Genomic DNA, 22568 nt, shown 5'->3' with positions numbered 1-22568 from the left:
ATTTAAAAAGGTTACTCTTTTTTCTTTTAGGGCATGGGTTTTGCTCTAATGGGAGAAGGGCCTTTGGGGATGAGAAAGGGTTTCAATGGATGTTTTTTAATGGGTTGTGGAAATAACAGAATTCCTAAGAATTGCCTGTTTGAGTTTTATCAGAATTGACCTTTGTTTAATATGAAAGGGTCATCGGTGGTGTGTGCAATGGACCCAATAAAAAGGAGACCGAGGGAATGAAAAAAATCTTCGAACCGATCGGAATGCTGGTTTTAATCATTGGGCTTTTTCTATCAATCCCGGAAATGGTTCGGGGGGCCGACAAACTGTCCGGAATGGACATCATGGAGAAGGCTCGGAATCTCTATGGGGGGGAAGATCAGATTTCCATGGTTACGCTTCGGTTAATCAATAAGGACGGTGAAGAGCGAAAAATTATGACTCAGCGGTATTGGAAACATTATGGTGGAAAGGATGGGTTTGATAGTAAGACCCTTTTTTTCACCGAATTTCCCCCTGATGCCAAGGGAGTTGGTTTTTTAATTTGGGATTATTCGGAGACGGGGAAACCCGATGGTCTTTGGCTTTATCTTCCAAGCCTGCGAACGGTCCGTCAATTGAGTACCCGGGACCAAAACGATGCTTTTATGGGTTCTGACCTAACTTTTGGGGATATGGGACAAAGACGGTTGGATGAGGATGCACATCGGTTTGTGAAAGAGGACCTTTTGAAAGGGGAATCCTGTTATGTGATTGAAAGTGTGCCCAAAGAGGAAGGTGGCATTTACGGGAAAAAGCTGGTTTGGATTTCCAAAAAGGATTTTCGCACGTTAAAAATTGATTATTATGATGTCAAAATGGATTTACTGAAGACTCAGACTTTAGAGTGGAAAAAAATTGGAAAAGCCTTGGTCTACCAAAAAATGGAAGTGACCAATGTTCAAAAAAACCATAAAACCATATATGAAATCAGCGACCTCCAACTCGATAATGGGTTGAAGGACGAAGATTTTAAAGATAGGGTTTTAAAAAGAGGGTTGAGAAAATAGTTGCTGGGGCTGGATCTTGGTTGGGTCCGTTTATTTTTTCCTATCCTATGGATTATTTTATTTATTGAAATTATACCTACCCCACTCATGGCCTCCGAAGAGGGTTCAAAAGGAACCTTCCCACTCCAATATGGAGGATTTTTTAAGAATGAAACGGCCTTTCGCTTTGGACACACCGCCACCTTCACAAAGGTTTTAAATATTTTTGAGCTTCAGACCCAATACGCGCTTCTACCCAGCGTGCGTTTGACTGGAATTGGGCGTGCTTTTTTTGACGGAATTTATAGTTTAAAAAAAGAGGACACCATTCGGGGAAGGGAGGATACGACCGGGGAGACGTTTGATCTAACTGACAGCGGGATTGACCTGAAGGAGGGGTATGCGGATATAACGACCTCTCGAATCGATTTCAGGATCGGAAAACAGATCGTACGATGGGGAATTCTAGAGGGATTTCGGATCACCGATGAAATTAATCCTTTGGATTTTAAAGAGTTTATTTTAAAGGGGGTGGAGGACCGGTATCGGGCGTTATGGCTTTTGAAGGGGGAATATTTTGGCGATGATTGGAATACCCAGGTCATTTGGATCCCAGATCTCCGGTTTCATAAACCTGCTCCTGCGGGAAGTGAATGGGAAGAATTTCAACTTCCCCCCAGTATCTCAGAGCCTCCCCTAACGTTGGAAAATACGGAAATTGGAATTCGCCTTTCCCGGGATATGTGGGGAGGTGACGGGGCTTTTAGTTTTTTCTATACCTGGGATGACTTTCCGGCGGCATTTCGAAGTGTGTTTGGTTTTGGGGGAAATTTGGACAGTGTCAATTTTACCCCGCGCTATTCCCGGGTTAAAATTTGGGGCTTGTCCTATTCCAAAAGTTTTGGCGGGGTTGTCATTGGAGGGGAAGGGGCTTATGTGACGGGAAAATTCTTTGGAACAGAGCCTGATCCCAGCAGTCTTTCCGAAAATGAAATCGAACGGGATCTTTTTAAATACGGTTTTTTGGTGGATTTTTCGATGGGTGAGACTGATGTCTCTCTTCAATTCTCCCAGCAAATCATTCCCGATCATCAGTCTGCCATTTTGCAGAAACCCTTTGAATCGGCTTTTAGCCTCTTTTTAAGGAGGGAGCTTTTATATAAACGTTGGGTGATTGAAATGCTAATGCTTTACTTCACCGCCTATACTGAGTTTGTGATCCGTCCCAAAATCCGATATCAAATGACAGATCACCTCCTGGCTACGGTAGGTGCTGATTTTTTTGAGGGGCCTGAAAGCGGAAATGGCCCTGGTGAGTTTCGTTTCGTAGGGTTTTTTCGCAATCAAGATCGTGTATTTGCGGAAATTAAATATTCCTTTTAATCCCTCTGCCCTTGCAGGAGGACCCTGAGCATTTTTTTTCATAAAGCGGGTCTGGTCGATGGTACCCGGTTGACATGGACAATTTTTTAAGCGTGGGGTGAAAAGAAAATGATTAAGCAATACGTAACGTTTATTGTCCGCCATCCCATTTGGATTATCCTGGGCGTGGTGGGGGTGACTCTCCTGTTTGCTTTTCAGTTTCGAAATCTTGAAAAAGTTTTAGATCCTAAAAGAATCCTTCCTCAAGGCCATCCCTATGTGAAATTGAACAATGAAATTGAGCGTCGTTTTGGGGGAAGCCGTGTGGTGGTGATTGGTGTGGTGGCCAAAGAAGGGGATATTTTTAACCCTAACATTCTGGGGAAGATTAAACGGATTACGGAAGGAGTTAAAGAAGTTCCCGGAATTTTGGAAGAAAATGTGGTCAGCATTGCCGACCGGAAAATCAAAGCCATCATAGCAAGTCCCCAGGGATTGGAGATCAAACGCTTGATGGAGAAAGTTCCGGAAAATGATAAAGAAATGAAAGAGCTTCGGGACAATATTTTTGATAATGATTTATACGTTGGAAGTTTGGTTTCTCCCGATGGGCGGGCGGCGGCCATCATTACGGATTTTCAAGGCGGTGCCGCTTTAGAGGAGTTTTGGGCCCGGGGGGGGAACGAAAACGAGGGCGGGGTTCAACCTGATGGAGAAAAATATCCGGCAGACGGCAAAGGGGATGTTTCTCCGGAAAAACCCTGGGAAAAATGGCAAGGGAAAGCGGAGAGTGAACCCCAAGGGGAGCCCCATGAACAAAAAGAAGAACCTTGGAAGAAATGGCAACAGGAAAATCCAACCCAAGAGACCCAACCTGATTCAAAAGAGAATGGAGCCGGTGGAATAACCCAGAACGAGGAAACCTGGGGAGGAGGTCAAAAAAAAGAGCCTCCTTCGAAAGAAAAATTAGCCTCCGAAGCAGAAAGCCAAGGGGAAGAACCCTCATGGAAAAAATGGCAGACCCCTGCACAAGAGAAGGTTGAGGGTGGGGAAGACTCCTGGAAGCAATGGGCGGACCAGGGAGAAAACTGGTATATCAGTGATTCCACGATTTATGCAAACCTCTCCCAACTCGTAAGCAAAGAAAAAGATTCAACGGTGGAAATTCATATCGGAGGTCTCCCTGTGGCGTTAGCCTTCTTAGAGGCAGACACCTCACTGATGAATCGGGTTGTTTTCCCGTTGGCCTTTTTTGTGATTATGATTGTCCTTTATTTCTCCTTTCGGAGTTTTCAAGGGATGATTATCCCGATTTTCACCGCGCTAATGAGTGTGATTTGGGCAATCGGTTTGATGGGAATGTTCCGGGTTCCCTTGGATCCCTGGACGCAAACCCTTACCCCAATCCTCATTGTGGCCATTGCTGCGGGACATTCTCTCCAAATTCTTAAGCGGTATTACGAGGAATTTTTCCGGCTGGGTTCCAGGGTTCAGGAGGGGAATTCGGTGTCGGATATTCATCGTTCTGCGGTGGTGGAATCCACTTCTAAAATGATTCCTGTTATGGCGACCGCCGGGTTTGTGGCGGCAATAAGTTTTGCATCTTTGATCACCTTTGAGTTGAAAACCTTCCAGTCCTTTGGACTGCTGACCGCGTTTGGGATACTCAGCGCGGTTGTATTGGAAATGACCTTTATCCCCGCCTTCCGGATCCTTTTACGGCCTCCGGCATTAGGTCCTTCAATGGGGAAAAAAGGATTTTTAGACAATGGGTTGGGCGCCATTGCGCGTTTATTAACCGAAGGGTCACCCAAAGGGGGCGGGGCCAAAACCACTTTATGGGTTGCAGTGGCCATTGCCCTTTTTTCCTCGGTTTCGGCGTCTCAGGTCAAAGTGAACAATAGTTTAAAGTCCCAGTTTTTTGAGGGAACCCAGTTTCGACAAGATGATGCGGCCTTAAATCAGTCTTTTGGCGGGACATCGACCTTTTATGTTCTCATTCAAAGCCAGCAACCGGAAGCTTTAAAAGATCCTCAGGTGATGCGGGATATTGAAGGGTTACAGAAAATCATTGGAGCCGTTCCGGATGTGGGTAAGACGCAATCTTTTGTGGATTACATAAAAAAAATGAATCGTTCTTTACATGGAGGAGATGATCGGTATGATGCCATCCCCCAAACGGAAGGGGAGGTCGGGGAGTTCCTTTTCCTTTATGCCATTTCGGGGAATCCAGCGGATTTTGACCGGTTGGTGGATTATAACTATCAAAGTGCCGTGATCTGGGCCTTCTTAAAAAGTGACAGCACCGAATTGGCGGAAGAATTAATTAAAAAAGTGAATCAGTATGCGGAAGAACATTTTCAAGGGTTCAGGGTCATTGGCCTCAAAGAAAAAAATCGGGGGGCGCGTCCCTCTTCCATTATTGAGGACATTGAAGGTTGCGGGGTTCAGGAAAGTTGTTTGGGCGTTGCCGGGAGCGCCCCTGTTACGGTCGCTTTGAATAAAACCATGGTCGAAGGAAAGGTAAAAAATGTTTTTCAAATTGCTTTGATCGCCTTTATTGTTTCAACCCTTGTTCTGCGGTCTCTTTTGGGAGGGGTATTGGTTTTGCTCCCCCTGGCTTTAGCCGTATTAATTAATTTTGGGGTCATGGGACTCACCGGGATAACCCTTGGTATTGGGACGGCTGCCATTTCAGCCATGGCCGTGGGAATGGGAGCCGATTATGCGATCTATATTCTTTTCCGCCTTCGTGAGGAATGGAAGCGGGAAGGGGACCTTGAAAAAGCGTTGGGTGTGACATTAACAACCGCTGGGAAGGCGGTTTTAACAGTAGCCTTTGCCATCTCTGCGGGATGTTTTACTCTGGTGTTTCCAGGTTACTACCTTCATATGGAGGGAATATTGGTACCTTTGGCCATGTTGACCAGTAGTGTGGGAGCGGTGACCATTTTACCCGCTTTGGTTTTCCTTTTGAAACCGAAATTTCTATCCAGAGGGCTAAGGCACTAGATTGAGTTTCCTTTGAGAAAAAATGGGTTCGGGTATGTTTTTAAAAAAGGATTATCCAATCAAATGAGGCAATGGGGTTGGTGTTTTCTTTGCTTCTTTCTCATTTCGGTATGGGGTGGGGAGAATGCCTACGGTGAGGATAAAAACTGGAGCGTCGGGTTTTTATTCGGGATGTATGACCCCTCCCTGGAAACCCTAAATGATGTGATCGCCGATTCGGGAAAGGGGATCGTCCAGGATCCCAATTTTCTTCTACCCCGAAGCCAGGAGTTTCCCGCAAATGAACGAAACATTTCCACTTCCGCGATTGAAGGGAATTTAAGTTTTGGCCTGGAGGTGGAGCGGTTAATTACCGACCGGCATTCCCTCTTGTTTACCCTTTCAGTTTGGAATGGAGAATCGATTGCCCGGGATGAAATACCCCTTTTTCTAAGGGCGGACCAAACCGATCCTTTTATATTTCCGAGGGAAGCCCGATATAATGTTCAACTCAACCAATTTTGGCTAAGCTGGCGGTATCATTTGCTCAAAAACCCGGAAGTGGGCCGCGTTTTCTTAAATATTGGAATCGCTGGTTTTGCCTTGGCGGATGTAACGTTGGATTCTCTCGTCAAGGTGGTTTGTCCCGATTCGAACCCCACCTGTGTTCCCGATGGAGGGTTTGCCTCTGTGAGTTCAACCGAAGCCTCCGGATTGGGTTTTTCCACTAATTTTGGGTTGGGCGGGGAATATTTCATCACCAATTGGCTCTCCGTGGGGGCTAACGTTAACTATGTGATTGGCGAAGTAGATCAGTTAAACGTGGACCGGATTTTTACTTCCGGGTTTGAACAGTTCGATGAAGTTCCACCCGAATCTTTGTTCGGGACCGTGGGGATCCCAACGCCACCTCCCGTTCCGGAAACGGGGAATAATTTAACTTTTGCCGATATCCGGATTAATCCCAATACCCCTAACACTGAAGAAATCCGCCAGCAATCCCCGGTTAAACTGGAACTGGAAGGACTAAGCGCTGTTTTTTTATTCCGGGTTCATTTTTAGGATATTTTTAATTCTGTTATGAAACGGCTTAGAGAAAATTTGAAAATTTTGAAAAAAGTGGGTGTGATATTAATTTTGTTCTTTCCTACCCCTGCCTGCCTGCCAAGCCCGGATGAAGAAACGGTTTCAAGTATTAGAGCGATCGGAAATCAAAGCGCGGATAAATTGGGGCGGTCGGTGGCCGCGGTGGGCCATGTCAACCGGGATTCTCAGGGTGAATTTACCGATATTTTGGTGGGCGCGCCTTCATTTGATGATGGCCTGGAGTTTTCTGATAAGGGTGCCGCTTATTTAATTTTTGGAAAATCGCTTTTCAGTGGCGGTGTTTTCCCTCCTCTTGGTACTGGAACCCTTAGTACCCTGGGAGATCACGAATTTCGATTTCCACTGCCTGAAGTAACTTTTGTAGGCGGTCAGTCAGGAGGCAACCTTGGGTTTTCCGTTTCCGGGATAGGGGATGTAAACGGGGATGGCTTTGACGATTTTTTAATTGGGGCTCCTTTGGTAAAGGATCCCAATAACCTGACTTCCAGCAATAGTAATGGGGTCGCCTATTTGGTTTTTGGGGGAGCTCCTCTTCAAAACAAATTAGAAGCCTGTGTTCAGGTTCCACAATGTGCTACCGATGACCGGATGATTTTAATTGAGGTAGAGGAATCCGGAGAAAGGAACTACATAGTGGTCATGAGCCAGGAAACATTGGAGGAAGCTTTTATCGATCCCTTTGACCAAACCATTCCCAATCCCCTTTATAAGCTTGCGTTTGTTTTAAGACAAGGCTCCAGCCAGAGTAATTTTGGTTTTTCACTGGCCGGTTTGGGAGATGTCAATGGAGATGGCTGTCCCGATTTTCTCATCGGTGCCCCTTTTAATGCGGCAGATCGAAGTGGCGGGGCATATTTATACCTGGGGGGTGGAGCCTGTAATGGAGGAACCGATCTTTTATCATTGAGTGTGACTCCCACCCTGCCTCCAATTGCACCTGCCGCCATTTTTACTGGGGTTGGGGTCAACGATCATTTGGGCCTGTCTTTAGGTGGTGTGGGAGACACCAATGGGGATGGTTTTTTCGATATGTTGATAGGGGCCCCCACCGAGGTTCCCCGGGGGGGATTTGCAGGTGATTTTGAGATAACAACCGAAGGGTGCGGAGGCATGGGCCATGCTTACCTTTTCCTTGGAAAAACAACTTTTACGGATATTACTTCCACAAACGCTGAGGTTACCTTTACCGGAAATGAAAATAAAGATTGCTTTGGAATTGCGGTTTCAGGGGCGGGAGATGCAAATGGGGATGGAAGGCCTGATTTAATCATCGGGGCCCCCGTCAACGATGGTGGAGGCGCCACTGACGCGAATCAGGGGGCGGCCTTTATTTATTGGGGAAGCAGTGCTTTGGGTTCTACAGTGACCAATTTATTATCCGTCAATGCGGATTTGACCCTTCAGGGAAGTTTTCAAAGCGATTTTTTTGGTTCTGATGTTGCGGGGAGCGTGATGCCCTGGAATGGTCCTCCTGCCGGAGCGGGTTTATGGGATTTAAATGGGGATGGCATCTCCGACTTTGCCATTGGGGCCACCAACGCCAGGGTTGGAAATGGTCCCCCCAGCGGGGCGGTTTACATGTTTTTTGGAGGGCCTACATTGGCGGGAACGGTTAAAAACCTCAATGCTAATAAGGTTTTTGCCGGAGAAAACAATGGGGATCTCTTTGGGATTTCCATTGATATGGCGGGGGATTTTAATAATGATGGTCTTGCAGATTTTTTAATAGGAAGCCCTTTAAATGACAATAATCGGTTTACCGATAACGGGTTAGCGATTTTACATCTCTTTTAAATTAGAAAAACCTCCAGGGTTTTGGGGGTCTTTTGATCGATGGTTTTGATTTTTAAAGAAAAATTGATTAAGGAAAACATGGCAATAGATGCGAGGTTTTGGCAAAGAATTTCGGTAGCCCGAAAGGGAAAATTGGGGAAGAAAAAGGGAATAGTTTTTCCTAACGGTTTTTTATATTTTAAAAAATCGTTTGTGAGAGAGGGAAAAATTATAAATAAAATACATTATATTTCAATAGGTTATATGGATATTGTTAAATTTTTAAAGAAAGAAAAGCAGGTGGCCCGGGATTTGCTTTTATTTGATGTCGTTTGCTTGGCTTGTTTCATGAAATATTAAATTTTATGTGAACCTTTAGATAAACCCGCGCGAGGGACCTTATGAATATCATGACCGATGCCTTCAATCGAAGAATCACCTACCTACGGGTATCCATCACCGATCATTGTAACTTAAGATGCCAATACTGTATGCCTGCAGAGGGAATCGAGTTTATGGATAACAGCTCTCTTCTCTCATACGATGAATTTCTTCGGATTATTCGGGTTGCGGCAAAAAGAGGCCTCAAGAAGGTCCGGATCACTGGCGGAGAACCCCTTGTGCGAAGAGGCGTTGTTGAGTTTGTTCAAGAAATCAGCAAAATTGAAGGGATACAAGATATCGCATTGACCACCAATGGAATACTTCTCAAGAAGATGGCCGAACCCCTCTACAAGGCGGGGTTGCGCCGTCTCAACGTCAGTATGGATTCCCTTAAAGCTGAGAAGTTCAAGGAAATTACGCGAGGAGATGTTTTGGAGCGCGTATGGGAAGGGATCCATGAAGCAGAGCGTGTCGGCTTCTCTCCCATTAAGATCAATTGTGTGTTGCAAGAGACTGTGAATCAAGATGAAATTATTGATTTTGTGAAGCTTACCCTCAATAAGCCTTACCATGTTCGCTTTATTGAGTTTATGCCTTGTGCCAACCTTGATATGTGGCAGAGAACCTACAAACCCGCTATGGATATGCAATCCAAAATCATTGAAGAGTTTAATGAACTGATACCCGCTCAGGAGGAAAGCGACATTGCCGGTCCAGCGGAGAATTTTAAGCTTCCAGGAGCACAGGGAGTCGTTGGATTCATTCATGCCATCAGCGGCCATTTCTGTGATACCTGTAACCGGGTACGTCTTTCATCCGATGGAAAAATTCGTCCATGCCTTTTCTCCAACCTAGAGGTTGATTTCCGAGAGGCCCTTCGAAATGGGTGCACTGATGAGGAAATCTCAGGTCTTTTGGACCAAGTTCTGGGAATCAAACCGGAGGGACATGAGTTGGATAAATACTCCGCTGAGAAAATGCTTACGGACATGATTACCATCGGGGGCTAACCAGATAGAACCAGTCAAAGAGTCGGGCCGCAAATGATGAGATTAGGTTTTCATAAAAAAAGTGGATTTTTGCCTGAACCGTTTTCCAAACCGTGGTTATTGGGTTCTGTGCTGCTGGGGGTCTTGTTTTCTTTTCCCCTAATGGCCAATTCCCAAGATACCTTTACCGCAAATTCCACATCCATTACCAATAGTAACCATCCCACTATGCGTGGATTTGATCCCGCAGCCATCACCAGTTTTAATGACCCTTTTCCAGATACCTCTAGCCCCTGTTGCGGATTGGAGGACAGTACACAGTTTGGGAACAAGGTGGCATCGGGAAGCAGTACAGCCTTGATTGACCAACGGAGAAATTCAACGGTGTCGGATGCCGGATTTCCCTTGTCCAACCGGGGATCCATCCTTTCGGGCCCGGGTGCGGTTGCGGGGCAACGCTCCAACCACATTGAATCCAGTTTTGACCAGAATGTTACCCAACAAGGGCAGATTTTTAATTTATCCTTTAGCATTGACTCCACTACCGATTCTGATGGAGATTTAGTAGGCCAGGCCACCGGAAGTTTTACTCAGGTGGTGTCCGATCCCGTTTCCACACAGGGGGTGGTCCGCCTTTGTAGCGGAACCTTCACCTATGACGATGTGAACGGGTTTCAATTAACGTCCGGGCCAAATCAGCAATGCTGATCGGGGGAGGCCTCATTAAAATAATGTCTTTATAAAGGTTTTGAATAATTTTTTTTAAACCAGTTTCTCTCTTGGCAAAGGGCTGAGAGAGAAATTCCGAAACTGAAAGGAGGTGAAACATGCATATGAAAAAGCAAACTATCCTAGCAGCAGTATTTTTAGCGCTTGGAATGCTTGCCTTTGGTAATGTTGCATCCGCAGCAGACACCGTGACTCTTAACTTCACCACGAACGAAGGGTTGGAAGGAACTGCTTTACTTCCCCAAAACTTCTTTGGTGTTGGGAACCCCTGTATTGGTAAGGGATCACCATCATCAGGTGATGACTTGAACGGATTGGCGTGTGCTGAAATGGGTCGAGAAGCCGTTTTGCAATGGCTGGACGGTCAATATTTCGAACCACGAGGGGGAACCGAAATGATTCCTCCCAGTGGCGACCACCATCGCTCCGGTTGGAGGACGATGATGGTAGACCATTTTAGCCCGGGATCGTTTTTGACGGGTTTTGCCCCGTTCTTAAACCAATTCCCGAACTTCCCTCAAGTGGGAACGCCCGGTCCTTCTGGGTATGATCCGGATCTGTTGTTATTGTTCTTGGATCACCATGGCGAGCCTTTGACACCGGGGAGATTCCCGAGATACATCCCCCATGAGAGGCAAGCCTGGGCGGATACTCTGATGGTGAAATATGTCGCCTCTTCATCAGGCGAATTCAACCAGAGTGTACGGTCCCAAGTAGGTCAGTTCCGCGGAGACGGATTAGCTGGCACCACGGTCTCATGGATGTCCATGAGCAACGAGAGTACTGGTGGCTGTGCAGGCGGATGGTGTAACTGGACCTTTGATGTGGGCGGTGACGGTATTGCCGGAACCACCGATGACATTCTAACACGAGAGTCACTCGGTACAACGACAACCGTAACATCATCATTGAGAGTGAACAGCTTCTTTGCGGCTGGAGACGGAACAGTTGACGTAATCCTTCCGTTGAATCCGATTGAAGCGGTTCCGACCGTGATTGATGACCGTTTGGATCAAGGGATGAGCCAGGCCGGAGATCCGACTGACGGACTTCAGGTGCTTCGTATGGCAATCCAGGTAGTGAGCGGGCCTAACTTCCACGGGGAGGAAGGCAGCGATCCTTACACCTGGGTGCTTTGCGGGTCACGTACCGGTGGCGCAGGTGAGGAAGACTGTGACGGTGCGTTCGGCGGGATTATTGACGAGAGCTCCCACTTTGCCTTAATTGCTGGCGGAGCGTATGGAAAAGGGGCGGTCTTTAGTCACGCAGAGCGGTTTGGATCCGATGGTCGGTTCTTCACCACAGACGACGGTGCAGGGACAGATGGTATTAAAGGAACATCCGATGATACCATTGTGAAGTGTACCGGAGCGGCTGGAGCCACTGTTGACGGTGGCGGCAACCCCTTCTGGGGCGCTAACTGCGATAGTGATCCAGGTATCGATTTAGTCTATGGTACCTCTGATGACGGTGTGGTCTACTATAGGGAAGCGGTCGAGAACGGGTTCCGGTCCGGAACTCGAGAGAACCGAGCGTTTGCATTCTCCTTCATCGATGCTCAGGCGTCTTTGAGAGAGCTCTTGCAGCAGAACACTGCGGGAAGCTTTATTGCTTCTTGCTTGAACTGTAACGGAGCAGGCCAGGAACATCCAGGTCTTGCCCCGATCGGTCCTTTGAATTTCGATCAGGTTTTCCCACAGATTCCACCAGTGGACATCGGAAGTCATCCACCTTTGTTCTCGGAGACGTTTAACATTGTACCAGCTCCGTAAACAGCAGGTGTCTATTCAAGGAGAAGCCCTTCGGGGCTTCTCCTTTTTTTTGGAATTTTTAGGTTTAAAAAAGGGTTCAAGAAGAAAGTGCTCTAATTTTTGGAGTGATGTCATGTGGACTTTTGCCCGGGACAGAGTTATATTTAAGAGTGTGTTTTTTTATTGCCTGCGGCCGATCATTGGACTGTTAGATTATTCGGAAAACCGGTGGTTCAGCCCTTTTTTTCAAGGTGGACCTGTTATCGTCAGAAAGAGGTTGATGCGATTAATCCCTGTAAAAAACAAACCAACCCAATATTACATATCCTTGCTTCCATTTTAACCCTCTTTTTTTTTGGTCTGGCTTCCGGAGTTTCGGCCCAAGAACAACCTGAATTTTATCAAAGGGCCCAAACTTCTCTCCAAGAGGGAAAAACATTCCAGGCTATTCAAATTTTAAAAAAAGGGCTCCAGGAGGAGCCGGAATTTAGAGCGGGATGGGAGCTGTTAGGGGAGTTATTTCTTCAGCGAAGGCAGTTGGTTAAGGGCATTGATGCACTTTCAAAGGCGTTGGCTTTATCTCCCTCCCCAAAGGTTTACCTCCTATTAGGACAGGCCTACCACCTTAAGGGACAATACCCTGAGTCCATCGAATATTACCAAAGTGTTTTAAGGTTAAGTCCTGACTCTCAGGAAGGGGATCTTGCGAGAAAGGGCTTAAATCAGATTGGCCGAACCCCAGAAGAAGCCAAGCAAGCCACAGCCCTTTACGAACAATCCGTCAGTTTATTCAATCAGCAAAAATTTGAGGAAGCATTACAAGCCGTGAAAAAATTATTGGATCTTTTACCGGATCACTTGGCAGGATTATCCCTCCAAAGCGGGATTCTTACCAAGCTAGGAAAAATGGAGGAAGCCATTGCCTCGTTAGAGAGGGCGGTTTCCATTGACCCGAACTCCCAAGGGGGTTTATTTCTATTGGCAGGTTATTATTTTTCATCAGCTAAATTGGAAAAAGCCATTAACACCTATCAACGGGTGCTTCAAATTAACCCTCAAAGTCCCCAAGGAATAGAAGCAAAGAAAAAACTCCGTCAGATTGGGGAAACCCCGGAAGCGGCCAGTCAGGCGGAGGATTTGATTAATGAAGCAAAAGCCTTATTGCAATTAGGGTTGTTGGAGGGCTCTCATAACCTCATGCTTGATGTTTTAAAATTAATTCCGGACAATTCCCCCGCCAACTTCTTAATGGGACAAATCCAGGCCGGGTTAGGATTGTTTGAAAGGGCCATTCAAACCTACCAGCATGTGATTGAGGTAGAGCCGGGATCCTTTTCGGCCTATTTTCAAATTGGATTGATTTTCCAATTTAAGGGAATGTTTAAAGAAGCGGTGGTTCACTATCAGGCGGCAAAACTGTTGGGGGGAGATGCCCCCGAGGCGGTAGAAGCCGGAAAGCGGTTAAGAGAGTTCGGGGGAAACCCGTTGATGGCACAACAATTTGAAGACCTTTTAAAAAATGGACAGGAAAAATTGGCCCAGGATGATTTTGAGGGAGCCATTCCCTTCTATGAGGAAGCCTCCCGATTGTTTCCCGAAAATGCCGATGCCCCCTATCAATTGGGACTTATTTTTAAAAAAACGGGGAATAGGGAAGAGGCGATTTCCTCCATGATTTTAGCCTTGGAACGGAATCCAAAATTTTTTGAGGCTCACTATTCTTTAGCGCTCATTTATGAAGAAGAAGGTCGAATAACCGATGCCATTGAGGCCTATGAAAGGGCGGTTTTTTTCGGAAAAGGAATCCCGGAAGCGGAGGATGCTGGAAAAAGAGTGGCGGAACTTAAAGGAAAACGCACGGAGATTAGCGAGGCCAACGTGCATTTAAATCGCGCAGCCGAATTCAAAAAAGCCAATGATATCGAAGGGGCCATTCAGGAGTATCAAAAAGCGGTGGCCCTGACCCCGGAGGTGGCCACCGTCCATTTGGAGTTAGGAAAGGCTTATTTATTGAGAGGTCAATTGGAGGAAGCCTTTTGGAGTTTACAAAAGGCACGTGACATTGATTCCTCCAGGGTACAGCCCTTTTTTTACTTGGGATTGGTCTACAAAAACCGGGGGCTTTACCTGGAGGCCAGTGAGGAGTTTCAAAAAGTCCGTTCATCGGGGACCGATGAGCGGGAGGTGGAGCTGGCCAAAGAGGAGTTTGAAAAGATTCAAAGAAAAGGGGTTGACCGAATCACCTCTTTTGATTTGGTACGTGAGGGCTACAATTTATTAGAGAAAGAAAAGTTTGAAGATGCCATTAAAGTTTTTGAACGGGCCGTCGCCTTTGATCCTCTTAATTTTAATATCCAGGTTCAATTGGGAGAGCTGTATGAAAGAGAATCCCAGGTCGACCAGGCCATATTCGCCTATCAAAAAGCCATTGAATTAAGACCGTGGCACGCCTACGCTCATCAGCGTTTGGCAAAACTATATGACCTGCAACAATCCTATGAAAAAGCCATTGCAGAGTACCAAATTTACGAGGGGTTAACCGACGAAGAAAAGCGATTACCTTCTCCGGATTTGGAAAGCGCCGAATCACGGATTGACCGCTTACGGGATAAAAGGGAAAAAACGTTAAAGAGGGCTAAAAGCTTTTTTGATGAAGCCATGGAGCATATCAAAAAAGGGGAATTGGATGCGGCCAAGGAGAAAATGAAAGCCGCCATTTTTTTAGATCCCACCAATCATATTTATCATTCCAACCTCGGATTTATTTACTATGCTCAGGACCAAAAAATTCAAGCCCGGTTGGCATACCATCGGGCCACCTCATTAAATAAGGAGTACGCTCCGGCTTATCAAGGCGTGGGAATCATTACAGAGGAGGACCGTTCTTTTGCTGAAGCCCTAGAGGCCTATGATCTGGCTTTAAAATATGGGGTCGAGGGAGCCGATTTGGAAAAGATTCGGGAAAGCCGGGAAAGGGTTGCCAAAATAGTGGAGAGACAAAAAGAAGCTGAGGTTCACCGGGTTAAAGGTTATGAATTTTCCCAAAAAAACCAGCCGGATGAGGCGATAGAAGAGTATCTGAAAGCCATTGAAATTGAGCCCAATGCCGAAGTGTTTTTTAATCTCGGCTTACTCTATCAAAAAAAGGAGGAATTTGATCAGGCTGAGGAAGCTTATCTAAAAGCCCTTGAGTTCCAGGCCGATGAAAAAGTTTTTCTGGTTCAGTTAGGGATTATCTACATGAACCAGGATCGAATCAAGGATGCGGTTAAGGTATATGAAAAAGTGATTAAAATTGGGGGGAAGCCGAATGACCAGGATGTTCAGTATGCAAAGGATACCCTTGAAGGGATCAATAAAAAAATTAGTTTGACGTTCAACCAGACCTTTTTGACTTTTGATAGTAACCGAAATAACACCGAGGACGATGAAGTGGTGGGTCTTTCCGCAGGGTTTGGGCTGGATATGAGTTATCCCCTTATTCGAAGTCGGCGAATGACCCTTCCCATCCGATTTTCCACACAAAACACCTTTCAATTGACCTCCCAGACGTTTGTCGATATTGATAATGAGGTGAAAGTTTCGCCGCTATTTTTTAACAATATCGAGACGCTTGCAGCCAACTTTCAATATAACCTAACCGATGATTACTCCATACGAACGGGTTATAACTTCCGACTTTCGCTGACCCGCAATGGATTGAATGCCCATACCCATACCCTAACCTTTGGGGGAACCAGGAGAGGAAAATGGCCTTCCAACGTTTCCGTCCAATTTAATTATTTGAGAAATGTGTCGTTTCTTTCCCCTTTGTTGGATTCTGAAAATAAAAGTACCAATTGGTCCGTCAGTCAAAATTTTAAACAAATTGAGGGGACCCTTGGTTTTGGTTATACCTACAGTATTTTAAATGCCGTTTTGATCCAACAAGAAAATTCATCTCATGCAGGAAGTTTGTTTTATTCCAGACCCATTATCCCAAGGTTAAATGGGAACATCAATTATAGTTTTTCATTTCAGGAATTTCAGAATCCGGATGCCTTTGGGAGATTCCGAGAAACGATTAATAATTCTATCGGGTTGGGGCTTTCCTATTTGGTGGGCAATGCTTTTACCCTCAATGCAAACTATGTCTTTAATAAGGCCAATACCACCGGATCTGAAATCACGGTGGACCCCAACCTCGTGGACACGGAACAGGTGATTCCTTTAACAAGTTTTTCAAAACATGTTATTAGCATTACGGGTTCCCTGACTTTTTAGGGTTTGAGCATTAAGCGGGAAGCGCAATTATGATTCAGAAAATGATTGTCCCTTGTTTTTTGTTTTTTTTAGTTCTGTTCAGTGGAGCAGGGTTTTTCCAAAATCATGGGGTTTTCGCCCAGGACGGTTTGGAAAGCGGGAAAGGAGGAAAGGGGACGGTTCTTTCTGAAACCAGTGCGGAGGAGAAAGCTGCAGAACCCTCTTCTTGGCTTAAGGGTGTGCGGGACAATCTTTCCGTCAACGGGTATTTAAAAAATGAAACTGCTTTTCGGATTAAGGATCCCCAGGCGTTTACCAAAATTTTAAATCTTTTTCGATTGGAAACACGGTATTCTTTTAGTTCTGAAAATCGTTTAACCGGAATTCTTCGGACCTTTTATGATGCCGTTTATGATTTGGAAAATGCTGATACCGTCAGCCGTCGGATTGGACCCACCACCATTCTGGTAGACAACCCTGAGATCGACCAGATCCCGGGGTTAGAAGTGACCAACGTTCGGGGTGTGGAAGAGGATAAAACCGGGTTTGAACTGAGAGAATTTTATTGGGAATCTTTTGGATATTTCCTGCCTAACCTGGACCTTCGTATGGGAAGGCAGATTGTTCGCTGGGGTGTTGCCGAGCAAGCCAGAGTAACCGATATCATTAATCCGTTGGACTTTAAGGAGTTTATTCTCCGGGATGTGAGCGAACGGTATATTCCCCTTTGGTTGGTGAAGGCCAATTATTTTTTAAGTGATGTTGAATTTGAAGCCATATGGATTCCGGATATGACCTTTCATACCCCCGCCCCACGGGCTTCTGAGTTTGAGCAGTTTCAATTTTTACCGGGTAGGGAGGAGCCGGATTCAGAATTTTCCCTTTTAGGGACGAACTTTGCCCTTCAAAATAGTGAAGCCGCCTTTAAGGTTTCCTTTCCTCTGGGGGAATGGGATATTGCATTGAGTTATTTCTACACTTGGGATGATTTTGTCACCACGTTCCGTGAAACCATTCAGACTCAGAACCTAACACAGACTCAAACCGAAGTGGAATTTAACCAGAAATATACCCGAAATCACAATATCGGTGGGGCCTTTTCAAAAGGGTTTGGTGGGGTTGTGTTGAACGCTGAAGTGGCTTATGTGTTGAATAAACATTTTGGGGCGGGGTTTGTTCCCTTTTTTGGATCCCCGATTATTGGTGGAGGGGGTGGTGTCCGTCCAGGGGCTGTGGTTGTGGTTGGGGGAGAAGCGCTGGGGGAAGAGGGGGTGATTGTTCGTGATTTTTTTAAATATGCCTTTCAAGCGGATTTTTCCAGTTTTGGGGCAGATTTCTCCCTTCAATTCCTGCAACATTATATTCCAGAACATCATGGCGCCATTATCCAGGATAAATTTGACACGGTTCTGACCCTTTTCGGAAGGAGGGTTTTTGCCAATAACCTTTGGGCTTTTCAGCTTCTTACCCTTTATTTTATTAATGATGCAGAATTCCTGATTCGGCCTCGGACGGAGTACAATATTGACGATCATCTGCAAGTGGCTTTCGGGTCCGATGTTTTTATAGGGGAACAGACGGGAAGTAGAGACCCCTTTGTCCCGGGAGATTTCCGTTTTGTGGGTTTTTTCAAAAATAGCACCAGAGTGTACTTAGAGTTAAAATATAGCTTTTAGGTCCCACCTAACTCCTTCCTGATAAAAAAGTAGCCTTTCCTTTCCATAATGTAGAAATTGTTTCTATCCTCTTTTTCTAAAAATTTTATTGGAAATAAGGCGATTTGGGAGTTTCTATTTTACCTAAATTTATCAAATAGATATAAATTTTTTCTCCCTTTATTTTTTCCTTGCTGTGGCATAGAACTTGCTCAATCTATAAGCTGGCTCTTTACCCTTTAAAATGAAAATCCCGTGAAAATGATCCCTTTTTCTAAAAACCTTTCTTTTTGTGGTGTCCTCCTTCTTTTTCTGGCGTTCTCCGCATGTTCTAGCGAGGAGAGGCCCTTTTGCTGTGAGGCCGATGGGGAGGTGGATGTGCCTGCCGTTAAAAGTTTCGAATTTTCTTTCCGTACAGGCCTTGGTGATTTCCCTCTGATTACTTCCTTGGGAAATATGAAGGCCATCACACAGGCGGATTTGATCAATCTCCTTCAAGCGGCCAATATTGCGCAACGCCCCGGTTATGGGGTCATTAGCGGAACCGTGATTGCTAACGATGGATTTTTCCAGCCAGGGGTTTTTGTCAGTGCCCGGAATGCAGAAGGCCGTCCTGTGGGTGACCTTTTTTACAATGGTCTTGGGTCGGTTCCCGATTTCTCCAATATCCAGGGAACGTCTACCAACGGGGGGTTTACCGCTTTTAATATTCCTCCAGGGGAAGTTTACCTCACCGCCACCCAGGGTGGAAGGGGGGGGCGTATGATTGAAGTGTTCCCGGACTCAGTTTCCCAGTTAAGTCTGGTTGTTGTTCCCCTTCCCATTGAGAAAATTCCTGTGACCGGGTTTGTTCTCAATCCAGAAAACCAAATTCCGGTTATTAATGCGGATATTGCCCTTTATGGTTCATCTGAGATTTTAACCCGGTCCATTACCCGGGGGGCATACCGGATTGAAGAATTGGCTCCGGCCAGGGGTTATTTGGTCAGGGTTTTTGCCTCTAATTTTTTTAATACCTATCAGGAATTTGAAACCGGTACCTCGGAGTTAAACGTGACCATTTCCCAACCCTTTTCGGCTCCCAGGGCGGTTGCTTTTGGAAGTGCGGATACCTCTAATTTAACGGGTCCCAATGACCTTACCCGTGATTTCATCACCGTTCGGAGAGAATTTTTGGAAGATTTGGCTGATTCGGTTAATGTGGTTTTGGATCCCTCCAAAGGGATTATTATGGGAAGGCTGCGGCAGTCGGATGGGACCGGGCTTCCCTTTACCCGGATTAATGCCACTGCCCCCGATGGAACGCGAATTGGCCAGGTTTTCTACTTTACCGTAACAGGAGCACTGAGCTCTGTGGATCCCTATTCGAATCCGAATATCGGGGGAACGTCGTCTTTCGTTATCTTCAACCTCCCTGTGGGACCGGTCATTCTCAACGCAAAATCTTTTGTGGTCACTTCTAACCAGGCCAATTCTGATAAACTGTCCGGTGGGGCAGTTGTTTTGTCCGTTGCCGATTCCGTTTTTTCTCGAGATATCCGAGCCGATTTCCTCAATGACCCTCTACAACCCAATTTGGAATTCCCTCATACCGTTCCTTTTTCAGGAAGGGTCTTTCGAACAGATGATATTACCCTCGTATCAGGGGGCAAGGTAGACGTTTTAGGTGTCCCCCCTGAATTTAAAACCTATACTCCTTTTAACCAGGTCTGTGGCCAGTCTTCTCTTCCGGCGTTTACTTTGCCGGTGGTAACCGGTGCGAGTGGGAATTTTTTCATTCCTCCAAATAACGATTGCGATAATTCTTTTCCGATTCCCGGGGCTTCATTTCAAATGGTTAAAGTGAGCGGACCCAATGCGACCGATGTGGAGACTTATCAAGCGGTCAATATGGGAACGAGTTTGACTCAACGGGATTTAACCCTGATGAGTTTGGGGGATTTAGGGATGTCTTCCCCGGCTGAGGTGGATCCCGATTTGGGAATGATTGCAGGGAAAGTGTTAAACCGCCAAACGGGAAGAACATTGGAGGGGGTCACCCTCAGTGTAAACAATCACCGGGGGGAGGCGGTAGGGCGGATTTTTTACACGGGAGAGGATGGATTATTGGATCAAAGCGGTTTTCAAACCCAAACCTCCTCTGATGGGGGATTTGTCATTTTAGATCTTCCCACACCTCAATCTTCCGCTTCACCACCTCCCTTTCCCGGGTTGGTTCGAATTTTTGTAACCTCAAAGGATGACGAGGCCACACTTCAAGCACTTACCTTTCCGGGTGGGGTTACCTTAACCTTTGTGAATGTAACCAAAATTCCCACCGAAAAAGTGGTGGTGAGCGGGATGACCAAGGATTTAACTCAATCCAATGTGAAAGACCAGGTCTCATTCAAGGTTCAGGGTACGGGGGAGGTTTTCAATTCAGGAGGGGTTTCTGGTGCCGGGGCTTTTACCGCATCTCTGGGCTCCTTTGGAGATTTTGTGTTAAAGTCCCTTCAAAATAGCCTTGCGGACATTACGACCTATATTTTTCATCTGAACACCGGTCTTTCGGAATTGACCGATCAAATCCTTCCCGTTGCAACACGGAGTGAGCTGGCCCTGTGGGCCAATGAAGGAAATCTCGCCGAAGGCATTGATCCAACTAAAGGGATCCTTTCGGGAAGTTTGGTGACCTTTTCATTACAGAAACAGGATCCCCCTTATTCCCTCAATATCCAGAATCCCAGTGGAATTGTGAGGGGGTTTTTTGATGACGATGCTTTTCAGGATGTGGCGGTTATCAATCGGGATCTCAATTCGGTGACCGTCTTATTTGGAACCGGGGATGGTACCTTTGGAGATGGACTCACGACCTTTCCCGCACCCAGGATTCTAACGGATTCCCAAATGTCTAATCCCAGTTCCATTGCCTCGGGAGATTTTAATGGGGATGGAATTAGCGATTTGGTTGTAGCCAATCAAGGATCCAATTTTGTTGCGGTTTTTTTTGGAACGCGCAGCGGAAATTTCATTTCCAATAGGGGGTTCCTGATTGACGGTCCGCAGAATTTCGTAGTGGCCAAGGATTTTAATCGTGACGGGTTTGACGATATTGCCTTAAGCATGGATACCGCAAACCAGATTCAAATATTGCTTAGCTTCGAGGATGGCATTTTCCGGAGACTTCCCGATGAAAGTTTTATTGCCATTGGTGGCCCTCCAAAACAGTTAGCCGTGGGAGATTTAAACGGAGACGGAGGCCAGGATATTGCTGTGTTGGTAGGGGGACAGGGTTTCCAGGTTTTATTGGGAAAGGCCAATGGCATCTTTCAAGTAGAGCCCATAATCGCCGATACTGGAACCACATGGGAGGCCATGGCCATAGCCAATATTGACCGGGATCAACGCACCGATGCCAATGACCTCCTATTGACCCGCCCAGTGGATGATTTGATCCTGGTGGGGTCTGGCCAAGCTGCCGTGTTGTTTTTAAGGCCGGGTCGCGAGAGGGGGGTTTTCTTTCAATTGAGCGGGGGGAGCAAACAGACCGCTGTTTTTCCGCGGGATATCGACGGAGATGGGGAATTGGATCTGGCTATTCTGAATTCGGATACCCAGAGTTTAAGTATTTATTTAGGTTTGGGAAACGGTTTTTTTCAAGAGGCCCGGCTTTCAGATTCTGACCTGAAAACAGGGGTCAATCCCACGGGTTTGACGGTAGGTCTTTTCAATCAGGATGAGTTGTCCGATCTGGTCATGATTAATGGGGACGGGATTACCGATGATGAGGTGGTGACCTTTTTGGGAAATAAACAACCCTTTCCCGATGCGGGAATTGATGTGAAAAATGAATTGGGCCGTACGGTTGGGACCGTCCGGTTTTGGGAGGATGACGGCAGTGGGGGGCGCCGGATCAACCCGGCCTTAGATCGTTCCGCACCCAATGGTCGGTTTATCGTTTTTAATGTCCCGCCGGGTAGGGTTTCTGTCAACGCAAAAAATACCGCCGTTGGAAACAGGTTGGTCACGGTTTACCCCGATTCTGTGACCGAAACGGATATTTTGGTGAAGGAAGTAGCCCCAGACTTTGTGAATGTGGAAGGACAAGTAGGGGATGTGACGGGAAGGCCCCGACCGGGGGTTCTGCTTTCTTTTCTCGGGACGGGCGTTAACAACGTTTCTCCCAATTTTACCGGTTCCTATTCAACGCCCCTTCCGGCCAATACGGAAACCGTTGTCAAAATTACCCCCAAAGGAAGTGCGGGCGGGGTGACCGATATCGATGGGGATGGGGTGCCGGATAGAGAAGATAACTGCCCCAACCTTCCCAATCCGGATCAATCAGATGAGAATGGGGACGGGGACGGGGATGTGTGCGATCAATTCGATCAATCCAGTATTGATTTTGATGCAGATGGAATAGCCGATTTCGTGGACAATTGTCCCTCCGTTTTTAATCCAAATCAATTGGATAGCGATGGGGACGGTATCGGAAATGATTGTGAAGCCCCTGGCGGATAACCCCACATTTCCGCTTTCCGCGGGAGAGATCCCTTCTATTTCATCACCTCCATGGTTCATGAAACG

The 22568-nt window shown here is 46.3% G+C and carries 12 protein-coding genes; all 12 read left to right on the top strand.

Features of this window, described 5'->3' with window-relative positions:
• The first annotated feature begins 227 nt into the window (after window positions 1-227).
• The 12 genes from VGB26_10340 (at window position 228) to VGB26_10285 (ending at window position 22502) form a co-directional block, all read left to right on the top strand.
• Entirely contained in the window at window positions 228-1040 is an 813-nt protein-coding gene (locus VGB26_10340; GenBank protein HEX9758180.1) for an outer membrane lipoprotein-sorting protein, read from the top strand.
• The gene (locus tag VGB26_10335) at window positions 1041-2402 is read left to right on the top strand and encodes a DUF1302 family protein (protein ID HEX9758179.1); all 1362 of its coding nucleotides are present in this window, start codon (window positions 1041-1043) and stop codon (window positions 2400-2402) included. It abuts the gene before it with no gap.
• Window positions 2403-2510: 108 nt separating this feature from the next.
• The gene (locus VGB26_10330) at window positions 2511-5393 is read left to right on the top strand and encodes an MMPL family transporter (GenBank protein HEX9758178.1); all 2883 of its coding nucleotides are present in this window, start codon (window positions 2511-2513) and stop codon (window positions 5391-5393) included.
• A gap of 63 nt (window positions 5394-5456) precedes the next feature.
• Entirely contained in the window at window positions 5457-6434 is a 978-nt protein-coding gene (locus tag VGB26_10325) for a hypothetical protein (protein HEX9758177.1), read from the top strand.
• An 18-nt stretch (window positions 6435-6452) separates the two neighbouring features.
• Window positions 6453-8273 (top strand): integrin alpha, encoded by a 1821-nt coding sequence (locus VGB26_10320; GenBank protein HEX9758176.1) that lies wholly within the window; start codon window positions 6453-6455, stop codon window positions 8271-8273.
• 45 nt (window positions 8274-8318) lie between these two features.
• Entirely contained in the window at window positions 8319-8612 is a 294-nt protein-coding gene (locus VGB26_10315) for a hypothetical protein (protein HEX9758175.1), read from the top strand.
• 41 nt (window positions 8613-8653) lie between these two features.
• Window positions 8654-9646, top strand: coding sequence for a GTP 3',8-cyclase MoaA (moaA, locus tag VGB26_10310; GenBank protein HEX9758174.1), 993 nt, complete (start codon window positions 8654-8656; stop codon window positions 9644-9646).
• 69 nt (window positions 9647-9715) lie between these two features.
• Window positions 9716-10333: a hypothetical protein gene (locus VGB26_10305; protein ID HEX9758173.1), complete on the top strand. Its 618-nt coding sequence runs from the start codon at window positions 9716-9718 to the stop codon at window positions 10331-10333.
• Window positions 10334-10458: 125 nt separating this feature from the next.
• Window positions 10459-12126 carry a hypothetical protein gene (locus VGB26_10300; protein ID HEX9758172.1) on the top strand — a complete coding sequence of 556 codons (1668 nt, stop codon included), beginning with the start codon at window positions 10459-10461 and terminating at the stop codon, window positions 12124-12126.
• 162 nt (window positions 12127-12288) lie between these two features.
• The gene (locus tag VGB26_10295; protein ID HEX9758171.1) at window positions 12289-16368 is read left to right on the top strand and encodes a tetratricopeptide repeat protein; all 4080 of its coding nucleotides are present in this window, start codon (window positions 12289-12291) and stop codon (window positions 16366-16368) included.
• Window positions 16369-16397: 29 nt separating this feature from the next.
• A complete protein-coding gene (locus tag VGB26_10290) occupies window positions 16398-18023 on the top strand; it encodes a DUF1302 family protein (GenBank protein HEX9758170.1) in 1626 nt (541 codons plus the stop codon).
• A gap of 357 nt (window positions 18024-18380) precedes the next feature.
• Window positions 18381-22502, top strand: a complete 4122-nt coding sequence (locus VGB26_10285; GenBank protein ID HEX9758169.1) for an FG-GAP-like repeat-containing protein — start codon at window positions 18381-18383, stop codon at window positions 22500-22502.
• The last annotated feature ends 66 nt before the right edge of the window (window positions 22503-22568 follow it).

The sequence above is a fragment of the Nitrospiria bacterium genome (genome assembly GCA_036397255.1).
Classification (GTDB): Bacteria; Nitrospirota; Nitrospiria; order DASWJH01; family DASWJH01; genus DASWJH01.
The sequence above is the reverse complement of the archived record's forward strand: the minus strand, read 5'-3'. Positions and strand labels throughout refer to the sequence as shown.